The organism is Thermovibrio ruber (assembly GCF_055380895.1).
The window spans coordinates 108961-124907 of sequence record NZ_AP042397.1; the positions used below are offsets into that span (position 1 = coordinate 108961).

17 protein-coding genes are annotated in these 15947 nt (G+C 45.5%); 13 read left to right on the forward strand and 4 right to left on the reverse strand.

Features of this window, described 5'->3' with window-relative positions; genetic code table 11:
* Window positions 1-2: 2 nt before the first annotated feature.
* The 3 genes from rfaE1 to ileS are packed head-to-tail and all read right to left on the reverse strand — an operon-like array spanning window position 3 to window position 4427.
* On the reverse strand, window positions 3-977 hold the full coding sequence (rfaE1, locus tag ACZ424_RS00605) for a D-glycero-beta-D-manno-heptose-7-phosphate kinase (RefSeq protein WP_464904582.1): 975 nt from the start codon (window positions 975-977) through the stop codon (window positions 3-5).
* Window positions 970-1638 carry a RadC family protein gene (gene radC, locus ACZ424_RS00610; protein ID WP_464904583.1) on the reverse strand — a complete coding sequence of 223 codons (669 nt, stop codon included), beginning with the start codon at window positions 1636-1638 and terminating at the stop codon, window positions 970-972. The genes rfaE1 and radC overlap by 8 nt, the downstream gene beginning before the upstream one ends.
* Window positions 1638-4427: an isoleucine--tRNA ligase gene (ileS, locus tag ACZ424_RS00615; protein WP_464904584.1), complete on the reverse strand. Its 2790-nt coding sequence runs from the start codon at window positions 4425-4427 to the stop codon at window positions 1638-1640. Before ileS ends, radC begins: the two co-directional genes overlap by 1 nt.
* An 87-nt stretch (window positions 4428-4514) precedes the next feature.
* Here ileS and argS point away from each other — a divergent pair, with 87 nt between their 5' ends.
* From argS to xth, 9 genes are read left to right on the forward strand one after another with little or no spacing between them, the layout of a single operon-like run.
* Window positions 4515-6176: an arginine--tRNA ligase gene (gene argS, locus ACZ424_RS00620; protein ID WP_464904585.1), complete on the forward strand. Its 1662-nt coding sequence runs from the start codon at window positions 4515-4517 to the stop codon at window positions 6174-6176.
* A complete protein-coding gene (locus ACZ424_RS00625; RefSeq protein ID WP_464904586.1) occupies window positions 6176-6865 on the forward strand; it encodes an SPOR domain-containing protein in 690 nt (229 codons plus the stop codon). Before argS ends, ACZ424_RS00625 begins: the two co-directional genes overlap by 1 nt.
* Entirely contained in the window at window positions 6862-8250 is a 1389-nt protein-coding gene (locus tag ACZ424_RS00630) for a YchF/TatD family DNA exonuclease (RefSeq protein WP_464904587.1), read from the forward strand. The genes ACZ424_RS00625 and ACZ424_RS00630 overlap by 4 nt, the downstream gene beginning before the upstream one ends.
* Complete coding sequence (gene nikR, locus ACZ424_RS00635; protein ID WP_464904588.1) at window positions 8238-8645, forward strand: nickel-responsive transcriptional regulator NikR; 408 nt, start codon at window positions 8238-8240, stop codon at window positions 8643-8645. The genes ACZ424_RS00630 and nikR overlap by 13 nt, the downstream gene beginning before the upstream one ends.
* Before the next feature lie 50 nt (window positions 8646-8695).
* On the forward strand, window positions 8696-9439 hold the full coding sequence (locus tag ACZ424_RS00640) for a YebC/PmpR family DNA-binding transcriptional regulator (protein ID WP_464904589.1): 744 nt from the start codon (window positions 8696-8698) through the stop codon (window positions 9437-9439).
* Entirely contained in the window at window positions 9432-10484 is a 1053-nt protein-coding gene (locus ACZ424_RS00645; protein ID WP_464904590.1) for a lytic transglycosylase domain-containing protein, read from the forward strand. Before ACZ424_RS00640 ends, ACZ424_RS00645 begins: the two co-directional genes overlap by 8 nt.
* Window positions 10471-11265: a tRNA (adenine-N1)-methyltransferase gene (locus ACZ424_RS00650; RefSeq protein WP_464904591.1), complete on the forward strand. Its 795-nt coding sequence runs from the start codon at window positions 10471-10473 to the stop codon at window positions 11263-11265. The genes ACZ424_RS00645 and ACZ424_RS00650 overlap by 14 nt, the downstream gene beginning before the upstream one ends.
* Window positions 11265-11882: a MotA/TolQ/ExbB proton channel family protein gene (locus tag ACZ424_RS00655; RefSeq protein ID WP_464904592.1), complete on the forward strand. Its 618-nt coding sequence runs from the start codon at window positions 11265-11267 to the stop codon at window positions 11880-11882. Before ACZ424_RS00650 ends, ACZ424_RS00655 begins: the two co-directional genes overlap by 1 nt.
* Window positions 11882-12658: an exodeoxyribonuclease III gene (gene xth, locus ACZ424_RS00660; RefSeq protein WP_464904593.1), complete on the forward strand. Its 777-nt coding sequence runs from the start codon at window positions 11882-11884 to the stop codon at window positions 12656-12658. Before ACZ424_RS00655 ends, xth begins: the two co-directional genes overlap by 1 nt.
* On the opposite strand, the gene ACZ424_RS00665 is transcribed toward xth, so the two are convergent.
* Window positions 12655-12909 (reverse strand): hypothetical protein, encoded by a 255-nt coding sequence (locus ACZ424_RS00665; protein ID WP_464904594.1) that lies wholly within the window; start codon window positions 12907-12909, stop codon window positions 12655-12657. The genes xth and ACZ424_RS00665 overlap by 4 nt on opposite strands.
* A gap of 101 nt (window positions 12910-13010) precedes the next feature.
* On the opposite strand from ACZ424_RS00665, the gene ACZ424_RS00670 reads away from it, so the two are divergent.
* Genes ACZ424_RS00670 through ACZ424_RS00685 form a run of 4 tightly spaced genes read left to right on the forward strand, consistent with a single transcriptional unit; the run spans window position 13011 to window position 15898 of the window.
* Window positions 13011-13829 (forward strand): 2,3,4,5-tetrahydropyridine-2,6-dicarboxylate N-succinyltransferase, encoded by an 819-nt coding sequence (locus tag ACZ424_RS00670; protein WP_464904595.1) that lies wholly within the window; start codon window positions 13011-13013, stop codon window positions 13827-13829.
* 12 nt (window positions 13830-13841) lie between these two features.
* Entirely contained in the window at window positions 13842-15419 is a 1578-nt protein-coding gene (metG, locus tag ACZ424_RS00675; RefSeq protein ID WP_464904596.1) for a methionine--tRNA ligase, read from the forward strand.
* Window positions 15420-15422: 3 nt separating this feature from the next.
* Window positions 15423-15782 (forward strand): nucleotidyltransferase family protein, encoded by a 360-nt coding sequence (locus ACZ424_RS00680; RefSeq protein WP_464904597.1) that lies wholly within the window; start codon window positions 15423-15425, stop codon window positions 15780-15782.
* On the forward strand, window positions 15719-15898 hold the full coding sequence (locus tag ACZ424_RS00685) for a hypothetical protein (RefSeq protein WP_464904598.1): 180 nt from the start codon (window positions 15719-15721) through the stop codon (window positions 15896-15898). The genes ACZ424_RS00680 and ACZ424_RS00685 overlap by 64 nt, the downstream gene beginning before the upstream one ends.
* The last annotated feature ends 49 nt before the right edge of the window (window positions 15899-15947 follow it).

The window sequence follows — 15947 nt, forward strand, 5'->3', positions numbered from 1 at the left end:
CTCTAATCTATTAACCCTAAGAACTTTGCCGCCTCTTCTATCTCCTCAACCGTTACAGTTGCAGTTCCGAGTTTTCCTACAACTACTCCTGCTGCAAGGTTTGCTATCTCTCCGGCTTCAAAGGGACGAGCTCCGGCAGCAACCGACAGGGCAAAGGCGCTTATTACCGTGTCTCCTGCACCGGTTACGTCAAAAACCTGCTTTGCCCGTGTCGGTATGTGTTTCGTTTCCTTTTTTGTGACTATTGAGAGTCCTTTTTCGCTTCTCGTAATAACTGCGTAGTTAAGCTTATACCTCTCTATCAGTAGCTTCCCTGCCCTCTCCGTTTCCTCTTTGGTGGTTGGGGTTACTCCAACGGCCTGTGCTGTCTCTTTTATGTTGGGGGTCATTGCCGTAACGTCTGTGTAGATGGGAAAGTTCTTCTCCTTAGGGTCTAAGAAAATGGGGATTTTTTCCTTTATCTTTCCCGTGAATTTGAAGAGCTCTCTTGTTACCACCCCCTTGCCGTAGTCTGAGATGATAATAGCGTCAAACTCCTTGTAGTTTGTATTAAGGAAGGATATCACTTGTTTTTCAATCTCTTCAGGAAGGTAGTCTCGGCTCTCCCAGTCAACCCTCAGTAGCTGCTGGGAACCTGCAACTATTCGAGTCTTCCGTGTCGTAGGCCGTGAGGTGTCTGTTATGAGGGTATCCGTTTCAACGCCGATTTTCTTTAGGAGCTCCCTCAACCTCTCTCCTGCTCCATCGTTTCCCACAACTCCCAGAGGAACGGCGTAGCCGCCAAGGGCTATAACGTTCGCAACTACATTTGCAGCTCCTCCCGGTTTCAGGGTTACTCCTTTTGCTTCAACAACGGGAACGGGAGCTTCCGGAGATATCCTTTCAACTGTTCCCTTTATATATTCATCTACCATGTAGTCGCCGATTACGAGTATCTTCTTTCCTTTAAACCTTTGGAGTATCTCTCTCCTAAACAAAGTTTTCTCCTTTAAGGCTTACAAAACTCTCTTTTCCGAGAACTATGTGGTCTAAAACCTCTATACCTATTAACTCTCCGGCCTCTATGAGCTTTCGTGTGACTTTAATATCCTCGCTGCTGGGAGTTGGGTCTCCTGACGGGTGGTTGTGGAAGAGGATAACGGCCTCAGCCAGATCCCGAACGGCAGGGTTGAAGACCTCCTTTGGAGTTGCCGATACTTTTCCAGTTCCTCCTACAGAGATAACGTGAACGTTTATAAGAAAGCCTTTCCTGTTGAGAGTTAAAACTCCAAAGTGCTCCTTCTCTTTGAAGCTGAACGGTTTTAAAACCTCGTATGCTTCCTGGGGAGAGGTTATCCTCTCCCTCTTTGTTACCCTTACCCGTTTTGAGAGCTCAAAGGCCGCCTTTAGGGTTATCGCCTTTGCCTTTCCAAGGCCTTTAAAGGAGCTGAGTTCCTCAACTGATGCCTTTGAGAGGTTGTCTACTCCGCCAAAGTATTTAAGGAGCTCCCTCGCCAGATCAACGGCGTTTTTGCCGCTGGTTCCAGTCCTAAGGAGAATCGCTATGAGCTCGGAATCTGTGAGGTTTTCTACTCCAAGCTCTAACATCTTCTCCCTCGGCCTGTCGGAAGGGGGGAGCTCCTTTAACCTATACCTCATTACCCTTCTAACTCCCTTAAGACCCTTGCACACCTCTCACAGACGTCCGGATATTCTTTGTCCTTTCCTACCGTCTCACTGTATATCCAGCACCTCTGACACTTCTCACCTTTTGCCCTTTCCGCAACGGCTTTTACTCCTTTAACCTCCTCAAGCTCCACTGCCGTTTCCGGAGCTCCCTCGTAGGGTAGAACCTCTGTCTGAGATGTGATGAATATGAAGGGGAGCTCCTTCTCGTATTCCTTTAAAAGTTTGTAGTCTTCTCCATCTGCGTAGACTTTAACTGCAGCCTCTAAAGAATGGCTGATAACTCCTTCTTTCCTTGCTGTTTCAAGTGCTTTGTTTACAACTCCCTTTATCTCAATGAGCCTGTTCCACTTTTTGAGAATCTCCTCGTCTAAATCATCACACACAGGCGGAAATTCCTCTAAGAAGACCGACTCTTTTTCAGATCCGGGTATGTGGCTGTAGGCTTCTTCGGCTGTAAAGGAGAGGATAGGAGCAATAAGGATTATGAGACCGTAAAGTATCCTGTATATGGCCGTTTGGGTGCTCCTTCTCTTTTTGGACTCTGGGTGCTCGCAGTAAAGGGTATCCTTGCTTATGTCTAAATAAATTGAACTGAGCTCAACGGAGCAGTATTCGTAAACACGCCTGAATATTCTGTTAAATCTGTAGTTGTTGTAGTCGTTAATAACTTCGTTTGCAAACTGTTGGAACCTGTTTATAGCCCACTTGTCAATCTCTGAGAGCTCCTCGTAGGGGAGGGCTCTATTAGGCGTGAAGTCTGAAAGGTTCCCCAGCATAAACCTGATCGTGTTCCTTATTTTCTTATAGACATCGCTGACTTTCTTCAGGATGTTGTCTGAAATCCTTACGTCTTCCGTAAAGTTCTCACTTGCAACCCAGAGCCTTAATATGTCTGCCCCGTATCTCTTAACGACGTCTAACGGGGAGATTACGTTCCCCAAAGACTTGCTCATCTTGTAGCCTTTCTCGTCCAGCGTAAAGCCGTGAGTAAGGACTGAACGGTAGGGAGCTCTCCCTCTTGTTCCGCAGGACTCTAAAAGGCTTGCTTGGAACCAACCCCTGTGCTGGTCTGAGCCTTCTAAGTAGAGATCAGCAGGCCAGGAGAGCTCCGGCCTCCTCTCAAGGACGGCAGCATGGGATGAGCCGGAGTCAAACCAGACGTCTAAGATGTCCATCTCCTTATCAAACTCCTTTCCTCCACACTTGGGACAGGTAAAACCTTCAGGAAGGAGTTCTTCAGAGTTCTTTTCATACCAAGCGTCTGCAGATTCCTTTTCAAAGATGCCGGCTACCCTGTCAGCAATCTCCTTAGAGTAAACAACTTCACTACAGTTTTTACAGTAGAAAGCTACGATGGGAACTCCCCAAATTCTCTGCCTTGAAATACACCAGTCGGGGCGCTGTTCAACCATGTTCCTTATCCTTACCCTTCCCCACTCTGGAATCCACTGGACTTTGTCAATCTCGGAGAGGGCAACCTGTCTCAGTGTCGGGTTTCCCTTGTCCATTGCTATGAACCACTGTGGAGTTGCCCTGAAAATAACTTTACCCTTACACCTCCAGCAGTGGGGGTAGGAGTGGGTAATCTTGCCGGCGTAGAGAAGGTTCCCCAGCTCTTTCAACTTTTCAATAATGACGCCGTTTGCGTCCCAGATCTTCATTCCCCTGAGCCATTCCGGGGCTTCGTCTGTAAACCTTCCGTAGTCGTCAACTGGAACGATTACCGGAAGCTGATACTTTAGGCCAACTTGGTAATCCTCTTCACCGTGGCCAGGAGCTATGTGGACGAGTCCCGTTCCCGTATCCGAGGCTACGTAGTCTGCAAGGACTACCTGACCCTCCCTCTCAACGAAGGGGTGAGAATAGGTTATTCCCTCAAGTTCTGTACCCTTAACCTCTTTAACGATTTCTCCTTCAACTTTCGTTTTCTCCTTAAAATCTTCAAGAAGCTCCGTTGCAACCAAGTAGTTCTTGTCCTCTGACCTTAAAACTGAGTAGGAGAGCTCCGGGTTCACGGCAACAGCAACGTTTGCAGGAAGCGTCCAGGGGGTAGTAGTCCAGATAACGAGGTAGGAGTTCTCAGGGAGGATGCCTCTGCCGTCTTTTACCTGAAATGCAACGTAGATAGAGGGAGAGGTTTCGTCTCCATACTCAATTTCGGCCTCTGCCAGAGCAGTAACGCAGCTTGGACACCAGTAAACCGGCTTCTTTGCTCTGTAAACTAAGCCTTTCTCGTAGAACTTCCCCAGCTCCCTAACGATGTCTGCCTGGTACTTTGGATCCATAGTTATATAAGGGTTCTCCCAGTCACCTAAAACCCCTAACCTTATAAACTCTTCCCTTTGAGTATTTACCCACTGCTGGGCATATTCTCTGCAGAGTTTTCTCACTTCTAACGGGTCAACTTCGTCTTTCCTCTTCTTTATCTTCTTAAAGACTGCTCTCTCAATAGGTAAACCGTGGCAGTCCCACCCGGGAACGAAAGGTGTCTGGTAGCCCTGCATAGCTTTTGACTTAACAACTATGTCCTTCAGTATTTTGTTTAGAGCGTGGCCTATGTGGATGTGGCCGTTGGCGTAAGGTGGTCCGTCGTGGAGAATGAACTGCTCGTCACACTTATGTTCTTCTATTAACTTTCTGTATAGTTCGATCTTAATCCACTTCTCGAGTAGTTCAGGTTCTTTCTTGGGTAAGTTTCCCCTCATAGGGAATTCTGTCTTTGGAAGGTTGAGTGTCTCTTTGTAGTCTTTACTGCCCATAGGATTCCTCCTCTTAAAAGTGGCTCTATTTTATCAGAGTTGAAATATAATTCAGGCCGAAACTTTTTAGAAGAAAAGGCGGTAGGGATGAAAGAGTTTGTTAAAGAGAGAGTGACAGAGGCGGTAAGAAAGGTTTACGGAGATGATGTTGTAGCCAACGTTGAAAGGGCATCTTTTGAAAAGCCTAAGAGGAAAGAGTTTGGTGATATTGCAACAAACGTTGCTTTCCTTCTTGCAAAATCAGTGGGGCAGTCTCCAAGGTCTGTGGCTGAAGAGATAGTAAGGGTTTTGAAAGGAATAGAAGACTTTGAGAGCGTAGAGGTTGCCGGTGGAGGGTTTATAAACTTTAAGCTTTCCCAGTCTTTTTACGCTGAAGTATTGAAGTCCGTTGTTGAGACCAATTTCTACGTTTCAGATATCGGAAAAGGGAAAAAAGTTCTCCTTGAATACGTTTCTGCAAACCCTACGGGGCCTTTACACGTTGGTCACGGAAGGGGAGCTGTTGTCGGTGACGTCCTTTACAGGGTTATGAAGCTGACCGGGTATAGACCTGAGAGGGAGTTCTACATTAACGATGCCGGAAGGCAGATAAAGCTCTTAGGCCTTTCCATTTACCTTCGGGCAAAAGAGCTTAAGGGAGAGAAGGTTACCCTTCCTGAAGATGCCTACTCCGGCGAAGTTGAGATATGGGGCAGGAACTACATAAAGGAACTTGCCGAGAAACTCCTTGAGCTGAAGCCAGACCTTCTAGGGCTCCCAGAGGACAAGGCAGTTGAGATAGCTGCAGAGTTCGGAAAAGAGGAGCTTTTAAAGTGGATTCAGGAGGACTTGAAGGAGCTCCGGGTAGAGTTTGACAACTGGTTTAGTGAGAGGGAGCTCTACGAAAAAGGAGAGGTTGAAAAAGTTCTTAAAATCTTGGGAGAAAAGGGTTATATCTACGAGAAGGAGGGAGCTCTTTGGCTCAAAACCACCCTTTTCGGAGACGACAAAGATAGAGTTGTGCTCAGGTCAAACGGTGAGTACACCTACTTTGCTTCAGACATAGCCTACCACTACAACAAGATAGAAAGGGGTTACGATAGGGGTATAGACATCTGGGGAGCAGACCACCACGGCTACATCCAGAGGGTTAAGGCCGCCATTGCCGCCCTCGGTAAAGACCCGGACTGGTTGGAGATTATCCTGATACAGCTTGTAAAACTGTTCAGGAACGGTGAAGAGATAAAGATGTCAAAGAGGAAGGGGAACTTTATTCCTCTTAAGTGGCTCATAGATCAGGTTGGGGTTGATGCCGTCCGTTTCTTCTTCTTTTTAAAGCGCCACGATACCCCTTTAGACTTTGACTTAGACCTTGCAATCTCAACGAAGAGTGAAAACCCCGTATACTACGTTCAGTATGCCCACGCAAGGCTCTGCAGCGTTTTGGATAAAGCCGAAGAGAGAGGCTTTAAGCCTTCGGCCGAACACTTAAACCTATTAAACACAGAAGAGGAGAGAGAGCTTATACTTAGGTGCTACAGCCTCAAGTATGAGCTTCAGCAGGCTGCCCTAAAGAGAGAGCCCCACAGGTTAACCTACTATCTCATAGAGTTGGCCTCTGCCCTTCACCGTTTCTACAACAAGCACAGGGTAGTTGATGAGGGGAACAGGGAGCTCTCCTCAGCCCGTCTCTACCTGGTTGAGGGGGTGAGGAAAACCCTTGAGGTCGGTCTTGGTATATTAAACGTTAAAGCTCCAAGGAGGATGTAATGGAAGGAGAGAGGAGGGTTCAAGTCATTATTGCCGTTATTACTGCAGTTCTTCTTGCTTTTGCCTATGGAGTTGGATACTACGTGGGGAAGGGGTCAGGTATTGAAGAGGAGAAAAAGGTCTGTGAGATTCAGAAGAGGCAGCTCATAAAGACCCTTTCAAGGATAACTCCCGTTTCAAGGCCTGAGCCTGTTGAGGAGAAGGTTGTAGGTCAACCTGAGACTTCTCAAAAGGAAGCTTCCTCTGAAAAGGGAACTGAAACAGTAGAGCAGAAAGCTACCCAGCAGGAAGTTCCTAAAAAAGAAGAAGTAAAGCCTCAGGAGAAGTCTGCTGAGACGGTTGAAAACAAACAGGAAAAAAAGACTGAAACCGTTTTAGCTACTGAGAAAATTGTGAAGGAGAGTAAATTAAAAACGCAGGAAGTTGCTAAGAAAATGTCTCAGGTAAAGGAGAAAACCTCCAATACAAAGAAGTACTACCTTCAGGTTGGTGTCTTTAAGAATAAGGCAAATGCCATTAAGTTGGCCAAGGAACTTAACGAGAAAGGGTTCCAGTCTAAAACAATCTTTGAGAGTAGATACGTAAAGGTTATCGTAGGCTACTTTGATTCCCTTCATCAGGCGAGGGTTATCCAGAAGGAGCTCCGCTCAGCCGGTTTTGACTCGGTTCTTAAGTGGAGGAAGAATTGATAGATACCCATGCCCACCTTCACTTTCCGCAGTTTGATGAGGACAGGAACCAGGTTGTAAAAGAGTGTGAGGAAAAGTTAGACGCCGTTATTACCGTTGGGTGTGACCTTGAAGACAGTAAAAGGGCGATATTCGTTGCTCAACAGGGAAAAAATATCTACGCTTCTGTCGGTATTCACCCCCACGAGGCGAAAGAGTACTCAGAAAAGGATTACGACAGACTAATTGAACTTGCCAAAAGCCCCAAAGTTGTAGCCCTTGGAGAGATGGGGCTTGACTTCTACAGGAACCTCTCTCCGAAAGAGAAGCAGTATGAAATCTTCCTGATGCAGGTAGAAGCAGCTAAGGAGTTAAACTTACCTGTAATAATTCACACTCGGAGTGCTGCTAAGGAGATGGCGGAGTTTATAAAGAAACACTTTGAAGGCGTCAAGGGAGTTATTCACTGTTTCAGTGGAGAGAAGGAACTTTTAGAGGCTGCTTTAGATGCAGGCCTTTTTATCTCTTACGCAGGCCCCGTTACATACCCTAAAAACGAAGGGCTTAGGGAAACTCTTAAATACGTTCCATCTTCAAGGTTGTTGATAGAAACGGATTCCCCTTATCTTGCTCCTCAACCGGTTCGCGGTAAAAGGAATAAGCCCCCATACGTGGCCTACGTGGCAATGACCGTTGCCAGAGTTTTAGGGCTTTCTTTTAAAGATGTAGACAGGATAACAACCGTTAACGCAAAAAGGCTCTTTAGCCTTCCTCTGACTCAAGAGGAGAGGAAAGAGAGGCTTGCATATCAGGTAGGTAATAAGCTCTACATAAACCTTACAACCAAGTGTCCCTGTAACTGTAAGTTCTGTTTTAGAGGAACTGAGAACTACATACTGGGCTACCACCTCAACCTCAGCAGGGAGCCGATAGCTGAGGAATACATGTATAGGATAAAGAATCCGAGGGTTTACAGTGAAATCGTTTTCTGCGGTTACGGTGAGCCTTTTGAGAGGTATGAGGTTCTGAAAAAAGTTGCCCAGTGGATAAAAAAGTTTTCTAAGGAGGTTCCCATAAGAGTAGATACCTGTGGGCTTGCCTATCTGATAACGGGAAACAAGAACGTTTTAGACGAACTGAAAGGTTTGGTGGATACCTTCAGCATAAGTGTTAACGCTTCAACTCCGGAAGAATATTACAGGGTAGTTCGTCCGAAATTTGGAGAGGGAAGCTGGGAGGAGCTCCTCTCGTTTATCAAAAATGCCAAAGAGAAGGGATTCAACGTTGTAATTACTGCCGTAGACTACCCGGGATTTAACAGAAAATCCTTTGAGGAGTTTGCCGAGAGGCTTGGTGTAAACTTTAAAATAAGATCGTTTAAGAGGTTTAAGCCTTGGGAAGGATAGTTCGTTTTACAGTTTCAATAGATGAGAAGCTTCTTGAGAAGTTTGATTCCTTCATAGAGGAGAAAGGTTACGTTAACCGCTCCGAAGCCGTTAGAGACCTAATACGTTCAGCCCTTATAGAGAAGGATTTAAAGCCCGAGAGTTTTGCATTTGGGACTTTAACGATCGTTTACGACCACCACCAGAAAGAGCTTGCCGAGAAGATTACGGAAACAGAGCACAGCTACCTTGATAACATAATTTCAACGATGCACATTCACATAGACCACCACCACTGTTTAGAGATAGTTGCCGTTAAGGGAAAGGTAAAGGAGATTAAGGAGCTTGCAGACCGGATAACGTCCCTTAAAGGTGTAAAACACGCAAAGCTTGTCTTTACCGGCGTTGAACCGTAAGGGAAAGAGTCTATATTCTCCGCCAGTAATCTGATTAGGGAGGTTGAACAATGGCCGGTCATTCCAAATGGGCAAACATTCGTCATAAAAAGGCAGCTCAAGACGCCAAAAGGGGAAAAATCTTTACGAAACTTGCAAGGGAGATAACAGTTGCAGCAAGAGAGGGGGGAGGCGACCCTGAAACCAACCCGAGGCTTAGAGCGGCAATAGAGAAAGCCCGTAAGTTCAACATGCCGAAGGAGAACATAGAGAGGGCTATAAAGAGGGGAACTGGAGAGATAGCTGGAGAGTCGTTTGAAGAGGTTACTTACGAAGGTTACGGTCCCGGCGGAGTTGCAATAATCGTTAAGTGTTTAACCGACAACAGGAACAGAACAGCTGCAGAAGTGAGACACGCCTTCTCAAAACACGGCGGAAACCTTGGAACTTCTGGATGTGTTTCTTGGATGTTTGAGAGAAAAGGAGTTATTGTTATTCCTGCAGATAGTTATGACGAAGAGACTGTAATGCTTGCAGCACTTGATGCTGGAGCTGAAGATATCGTTACTGAGGACGGTAAGTTCGTTGTTTATACTCAGCCCTCAGACCTTGAGACTGTTCGTAAAGGCCTAATAGATGCAGGAGTAGAGGTTGAAGAGGCAAAGCTTGACCTCATTCCGACAACAACCACTAAGGTTGAGGGAGAAACAGCCCTGAAAGTTCTTAAACTCCTTGAGGCTCTTGAAGACCTTGACGACGTTCAGGAAGTTTACTCTAACTTTGACATGCCGGAAGAGGTTATGAATAATGCGTAAGTTCCTCTCCCTCTTCCTGCTCTTTACCTTTCCGGCCTACGGGGGAGATCTAAAGAGTGTTGTTGAAAGGGAGTCTTCACTTCTCTCTTCCTGCTCCTTTTCTTATACTTCCTGTAATACTCTTCTTGATATACCTTGGGATAAACCTTCTTTCCAGTTTTGGCTCTCTTACTACAAGAACAGGTGGAACAGGGTTAAGCTTCTCTCTCAGGTAAACTCGTTTAAGCTCTTTTACCCAACCGTTAGAGAGATATTTAGGAGGGAAGGGCTTCCTGAAGAGCTCTCCCTCCTTGCAATCGTTGAGAGTAACGGTAATCCTTCAGCCGTCTCAAAAGCTGGAGCTGCTGGCCTTTGGCAGCTGATGCCTGGAACTGCCAGAAGGCTTGGACTTAAGGTGAACTGGTTTATAGATGAGAGGTTTGACGTTGTTAAGTCTACAGTTGCTGCTGCTAAGTATTTAAAGGAGCTCCACTCCATCTTCCACCGATGGGATCTTGCTATAGCCGCCTACAACGCAGGTCCTGGAACGATAAAAAAGCGACTTGAGAAGCTCGGAGCTGACCAGTTTTGGGATTTAACAAAACTTCCGAATGAGACTCTTGAATACGTTCCAAAATTCTACGCAGTCCTCTCTGTTGTTAAGTCTTCCAGTATTCTTAAAAAGGCGCCGGAGAACAGGCTTGTAACCGTAAAAGTTGCTTCAAGAACAAGACTTTACAGGATTGCAAGAGCTTTAAAGGTTCCTTATTCAGTCTTAAAACCTTTTAACAGACAGTTTAGGAGAGGAATCATTCCTAGGGGATATTCTGTATACCTGCCAGCTTCGTTAATTGGAAACTACGCCGTTCTGAAGTATGTGAAAAGTTCAAACATGTACGTCTACGTTCCTAAAAAGAAGGAAAAGCTGTCAACAATAGCGCGCCGTTTTGGAGTACCTCCTGAGCTGATAAAACGGGTAAATAGATTGAGATACAACGTAGCTTTTAAAGGTCAAACGTTACTCATCGTTAAGCTCTCGGAAAAGAGGAAAAATGGAGATAGTTAAAGAGACAGATACGGTTATTTTGCTGGATTTGGAGAAGAATAAGAGGTATTTTCTGAACCTTTCGCTAACTAAAGGTAAGTTTAACACGGAAAAGGGCGAGATAGAGCTTTTAGAGCTTGTAGGAAAGCCTTACGGTTCACTTATTAAAACCCATAAAGGGCATCCTTACCTTCTTCTTCCCTGTACCCTTTACGAGTTTATTATGTTTAAACTCAACAGATTAACCCAGATTGTTTACCCAAAGGATGCAGCTTACATACTCTTAAAGCTTGACGTTAAACCAGGAGATACTGTGATTGAGAGCGGTATAGGAAGTGGAGCTCTCACCGCTGTGTTTGCTCAGGCTGTTGGAGATAAAGGTAAAGTTATCAGCTACGAGAAGAGGGAGGAGTTTATAAAGAATGCCCTTTCAAACCTGAGAAAGGTCGGGCTTGAATCAAGGGTTGAGGTTAAACATAGGGATATTTCTGAAGGATTTGAAGAGAGAGAAGTAGCTGATGCTCTCTTTTTAGACGTAAGGGAACCTTGGCTTTACCTTGATAAGGCTTACGGGGCTTTGAAAACGGGAAGGTTTTTGGGTATTTTAGTTCCTACAGCTAACCAGGTAATACAAACTTTAAAGAAAATTGAGGAGATGCCCTTTATAGATTTAGAAGTCTTAGAGATTCTACTGAGAAAGTATAAAACCGTTCCAGACAGGTTCAGACCTGAAGACAGGATGCCGGCACACACGGCCTATCTGATTTTTGCAAGAAAAATACCACAAGAGGCTTTTGAGTAATGGAGGGATTTGAAATTCTCCAGAAGGCAGGAGTTGTCGGTTATCTGATTTTTGCCGTTTCGGTTGTTGCTCTGGCGGTAATTATAGAGAAGCTGATTACTCTGAGGATGAACCGTTTAATCCCTAAGGATGACTTAAAACTTCTCCTTGACTTCCTCAGGCAGGGGAACTTGGGAGATGCTGTGGAGCTCTGTAAGAGGAGAAAGAGCTTCTTATCCCTGATAATCCTTGATACTATTAAAAATCTTGGAGAGCCGACGAGGGAGAACTTTCTTCACGCCTTTGAGGTAAGTGCAAGGAGGCGTTTCTCAGACCTTGAAAGGGGAATGCCCTTTCTTGCAACAACTGCGGCGATTTCGCCCCTTTTAGGTCTTTTGGGAACTGTTCTTGGAATGGTGAAAATATTTGGAGTTTTAACCGGTGGGGGAGCAATAGGAAGCCCTCAGCAGCTCTCGGCAGGAGTAGCTGAAGCTCTCCTTACAACGATCTTAGGTTTAGTGGTGGCCATTCCTGCTGTGGTTATGTATAACATCTTTAATAAAAAACTTGACAGGATAGCGGTTGAGATTGAGGCTGCCGGGGTTCTCCTCGCAAACAACTTTAAAGGTCTCAAGTAATGAGAGTTGCCACCTGGAACGTCAATTCAATAAGAGTTCGCTATCCCCTTGTCCTTAATTGGCTTAAAGGAAATTTGGTAGATTACCTTGGGATGCAGGAGATAAAAACCGAGGAGGAGCTCTACCCGTTTTCTGCCTTTAAAGAGGCAGGTTATAACTGTAGCGTTTACGGCCAGAAGGCCTACAACGGAGTTGCCGTCTGTTCAAAAGAGGAGCCTAAAAAGGTAGTTAAGGGCTGGCCTGACGGAGAGGACGACGAAAAGAGGTTGATAACTGCTTACTATGAAAACTTTTCGCTTGTAAACATTTACATTCCAAGGGGCGGAGAGAAAGGGACAGAGAGACACGCCTACAAAATCTACTTCCTTACTAAGCTGAAGGTTTTCCTCAACGAGAACTTTTCTCCTTCAAAGCCTCTGATAGTTTTGGGGGATTTTAACGTTGCCCGCTCAGAAATTGACGTTTACGACCCGACCGTTTGGAGGGGAAGGCCTGGTTTTATGGAAGACGAGCGAGAAGCCTTGGAGGATTTACTTTCCTTTGGACTATACGACCTTTTCAGGGAGAAAAAACCGCAGGTTCAGAAGTTTAGTTGGTTTGACATAGAGACTGGAGCGTTTTCAAGACACAGAGGATTAAGGATAGACTACATCTTTGTAACGAAACCCCTTTTAGACGTCTGCATTAGCTGTGATATAGACTATGAGGCGAGAAAGAAGAAGGGAAGTCTTCTCCCTTCAGACCACGCTCCTGTATATGCTGAGTTTAACCTTTAAGCGTATATGCTGATAGAGCTCCCCTCCGCGTTCTGGTTAAGAGAGTTCAGCAGCGTCATTATAGTTTGGTAAGTAACCTCTTGGGCTTTTGAGAGGGCAAAGAGTGCCTTAATTTCAGTTAAAGCTTTCTTTCTCATCTCCTCCGGCATTTTACTGATAAGGGAGAGTAACTCCTTCCTCTGGCTGTTAACGCTTGGAGAGTAGTTGGCAAAATCCAAGTAGGGAAGAGAATTCCCTATTTTTCCTATCAAAGCTTCCTCCAGAATCGGGTTACCAGTTTCTATTATCGGTAAGTTTTTTCAAGTTTTGAATTTTGTAAGATAATCTTCACAAACTGCAGGGAGGTTATGGAATGGAGCAGCTTAAAAGGATGATTGAGGAGGCGTGGGAGAATAGGGAGCTCCTCAAGAATAACAGGTACAAAGAGGCCGTGAGAGAGGTAATTGACCTTCTTGACAAGGGAAAGGTAAGGGTTGCCGAGAGGATTAGCGTAGGAAACTGGAAAGTTAACGATTGGGTTAAGAAGGCTATTCTCCTCTTTTTCCCCATTTCTGAGATGAAGGTTATGGAAGTTGGACCTTTTGAGTACTACGACAAGATTCCTTTGAAAAAAGGTTGGGAGAAGCTTGGAGTTCGCGTTGTTCCCCCTGCAACTGCCCGTTACGGTTCTTTTATAGAGAGCGGTGCAATCCTTATGCCCTCTTACGTAAACATCGGAGCTTACGTAGGCTCAGGGACGATGGTTGACACGTGGGCAACTGTTGGCTCCTGTGCCCAGATTGGTAGGAACGTCCACCTTTCAGGTGGAGTCGGAATCGGTGGGGTTTTAGAGCCACCAAATGCAACTCCTGTAATTATTGAGGACAACTGTTTTATCGGTTCAAGGTGCATCATCGTTGAAGGAGCCATTATTGAGGAGGAGGCAGTTCTCGGAGCAGGAGTTGTTATAACTGCCTCAACAAGGATTATTGACGTTACCGGAGACGAGCCTGTTGAGTATAGAGGAAGAGTCCCTGCAAGAAGCGTCGTTATACCGGGAACGAGGGTTAAGAAGTTCCCTGCCGGAGAGTATCACATTCCCTGTGCACTGATAATTGGAAAGAGGAAAGAGTCAACCGATAAGAAAACGTCACTTAACGAAGTTCTAAGGGAGTTTAACGTCCCAGTCTAAAGGGAGGAAGCCTTGAGTAATAAATTCTACGTAACAACGCCAATCTACTACGTTAACGATAAACCCCACTTGGGGCACGCCTACACGACAACTGCTGCAGACATCGTTGCCCGTTTTAACAGGTTCCTCGGGAAAGACGTTTTCTTCTTAACGGGAACCGACGAGCACGGACAGAAGATACAGCAAGCAGCAGAAAAGAGGGGAATGTCCCCGAAGGAGTTCGTTGACTCTCTTGTTCCTGTGTTTAAGGAGCTCTGGAAGAAACTCAACATTTCCTACGACCACTTTATAAGGACGACAGACCCTTACCACGTAAAGGCCGTTCAACATATCTTTATGGAGTGTTACAAGAAGGGAGACATCTACTTAGGCGAGTACGAGGGTTGGTACTGTATTCCCTGTGAAGCCTACTACACTGAGAAAGACCTCTTAGAGGGGAAACTCTGTCCCGTTTGTAAGAGGGAAGTTGTTCGGGTTAAGGAGGAGAGCTACTTCTTCAGGCTCAGTAAGTATCAGGACAAGCTTTTAGAGCTCTACGAGAAAAACCCAGACTTCATAGTTCCAGAGTTTAGGAGAAACGAAGTAATAAACTTCGTTAAGCAAGGTCTTAAAGACCTCTCAATCTCAAGGACGAGCTTTACTTGGGGGATTCCCGTTCCCATAAACGAAAAACACGTTATCTACGTCTGGTTTGATGCCCTTACAAACTACCTCTCGGCAGTTGGCTACCCAGACGACACCGAGCGGTTAAACCGTTACTGGCCTGCAGATCTGCACCTTGTTGGAAAGGACATTCTCAGGTTCCACGCCGTCTATTGGCCTGCTTTTCTTATGTCTGCCGGACTGCCTGTTCCAAAAAGGGTATTCGCCCACGGCTGGTGGACAGTTGAAGGCGAGAAGATGAGTAAGTCTAAGGGGAACGTTGTTGACCCGTTCCAGCTTGTTGAAAAGTTTGGTGTAGACCAAGTTAGATTCTTCCTGTTTAGGGAAGTCTCTTTTGGTTTAGACGGGGACTTTTCATACGAGAAGCTCGTTGCCAGGATAAACGGCGAGCTTGCAAACGATCTTGGTAACCTGTTTAACAGGACGCTCTCAATGCTTAAAAAGTACAGGAAGAGCGTCGTTCCTGAGCCTAAGGGGGTTGAGGAAGAGCTTGACGTTAAGCTGAAGAACAAAGCCCTTACAACCCTTGAAACGCTGAAGGAGCTCATCCCAAGGGCTGAACTTACCAGGGCGTTGGACGAAATCTGGCAGTTTGTAAGTTTTGTCAATTACTACATAGACAGAAGATCTCCCTGGCAGCTCAACAAAGAGGGAAAAGAGGAGCTTGACAGAGTTCTCTACAACATGGTTGAGTCTTTAAGGTTCATAACTGCTTTTGTTTACCCATACATGCCAGAATCTGCCCAAAAGATGGCAGACCTCTTAAAGCTTGACAAAAGAGTTGAGGAGCTCTGCTCCTCTGAGTTTGAGAAGTGGGGAGGAACAGAGCCTGGAAGAGAGGTTGAGAAAGGGGGAATTCTCTTCCCAAGGATTGAATACGACCCTAAAACTGGAGAAGTCCGCCCGGCAAAAACTAAGAAAGGATAAAACTTGAAGCTTAAAAAGTATTCAAAGCAGGAGTATATGGAAATGGTGGGGAGGGCCCTTGAGAGGGTTCTCCCTGAAAACTCTCTAATTATCTTCTTCGGCTCTATCCTGTCAGACAGGTTCTCAAGAACCTCAGACATAGACGTTGCAGTCTACTCTCCCGGCCTTTCAGATTTGGACTTTCTAAAACTCTACGACGCCGTTGAGGAACTTCCCATCTTAAGGGAAGTTGATATAGTTAACCTTGAGAGGGTTAGGGATAGGAAGTTCCTTAAAAAGGTTCTTGAGGAGGGGCTTTTTTGGAAAAGTTTAGAAGAGCTTGTGAGAGGTTTGAGAGAGCTCTTAAAAAGTTCACAGAGGTAGTTGAGAACCCTTCCCTTTTAGACTTCTTTAGAGAGGAGTTTATTGTTGAGATAACGACGAAGAGGTTTGAGTACACCTATGAATCTATGTGGAAGTGCGTGAAGGAGTTTTTGTGAGTGTAACTCTCCAAGGAGCTGTTTTAGGGAGCTGATTAAAGAGGGGGTT

What these genes read in the sequence shown, in the direction of transcription:
- radC (WP_464904583.1), bottom strand. Translation starts at nt 1,638, where the DNA reads ATGAGGTATAGGTTAAAGGAGCTCCCCCCTTCCGACAGGCCGAGGGAG.
- ileS (WP_464904584.1), bottom strand. Translation starts at nt 4,427, where the DNA reads ATGGGCAGTAAAGACTACAAAGAGACACTCAACCTTCCAAAGACAGAA.
- argS (WP_464904585.1), top strand. Translation starts at nt 4,515, where the DNA reads ATGAAAGAGTTTGTTAAAGAGAGAGTGACAGAGGCGGTAAGAAAGGTT.
- ACZ424_RS00625 (WP_464904586.1), top strand. Translation starts at nt 6,176, where the DNA reads ATGGAAGGAGAGAGGAGGGTTCAAGTCATTATTGCCGTTATTACTGCA.
- ACZ424_RS00640 (WP_464904589.1), top strand. Translation starts at nt 8,696, where the DNA reads ATGGCCGGTCATTCCAAATGGGCAAACATTCGTCATAAAAAGGCAGCT.
- ACZ424_RS00645 (WP_464904590.1), top strand. Translation starts at nt 9,432, where the DNA reads ATGCGTAAGTTCCTCTCCCTCTTCCTGCTCTTTACCTTTCCGGCCTAC.
- ACZ424_RS00650 (WP_464904591.1), top strand. Translation starts at nt 10,471, where the DNA reads ATGGAGATAGTTAAAGAGACAGATACGGTTATTTTGCTGGATTTGGAG.
- ACZ424_RS00655 (WP_464904592.1), top strand. Translation starts at nt 11,265, where the DNA reads ATGGAGGGATTTGAAATTCTCCAGAAGGCAGGAGTTGTCGGTTATCTG.
- xth (WP_464904593.1), top strand. Translation starts at nt 11,882, where the DNA reads ATGAGAGTTGCCACCTGGAACGTCAATTCAATAAGAGTTCGCTATCCC.
- ACZ424_RS00670 (WP_464904595.1), top strand. Translation starts at nt 13,011, where the DNA reads ATGGAGCAGCTTAAAAGGATGATTGAGGAGGCGTGGGAGAATAGGGAG.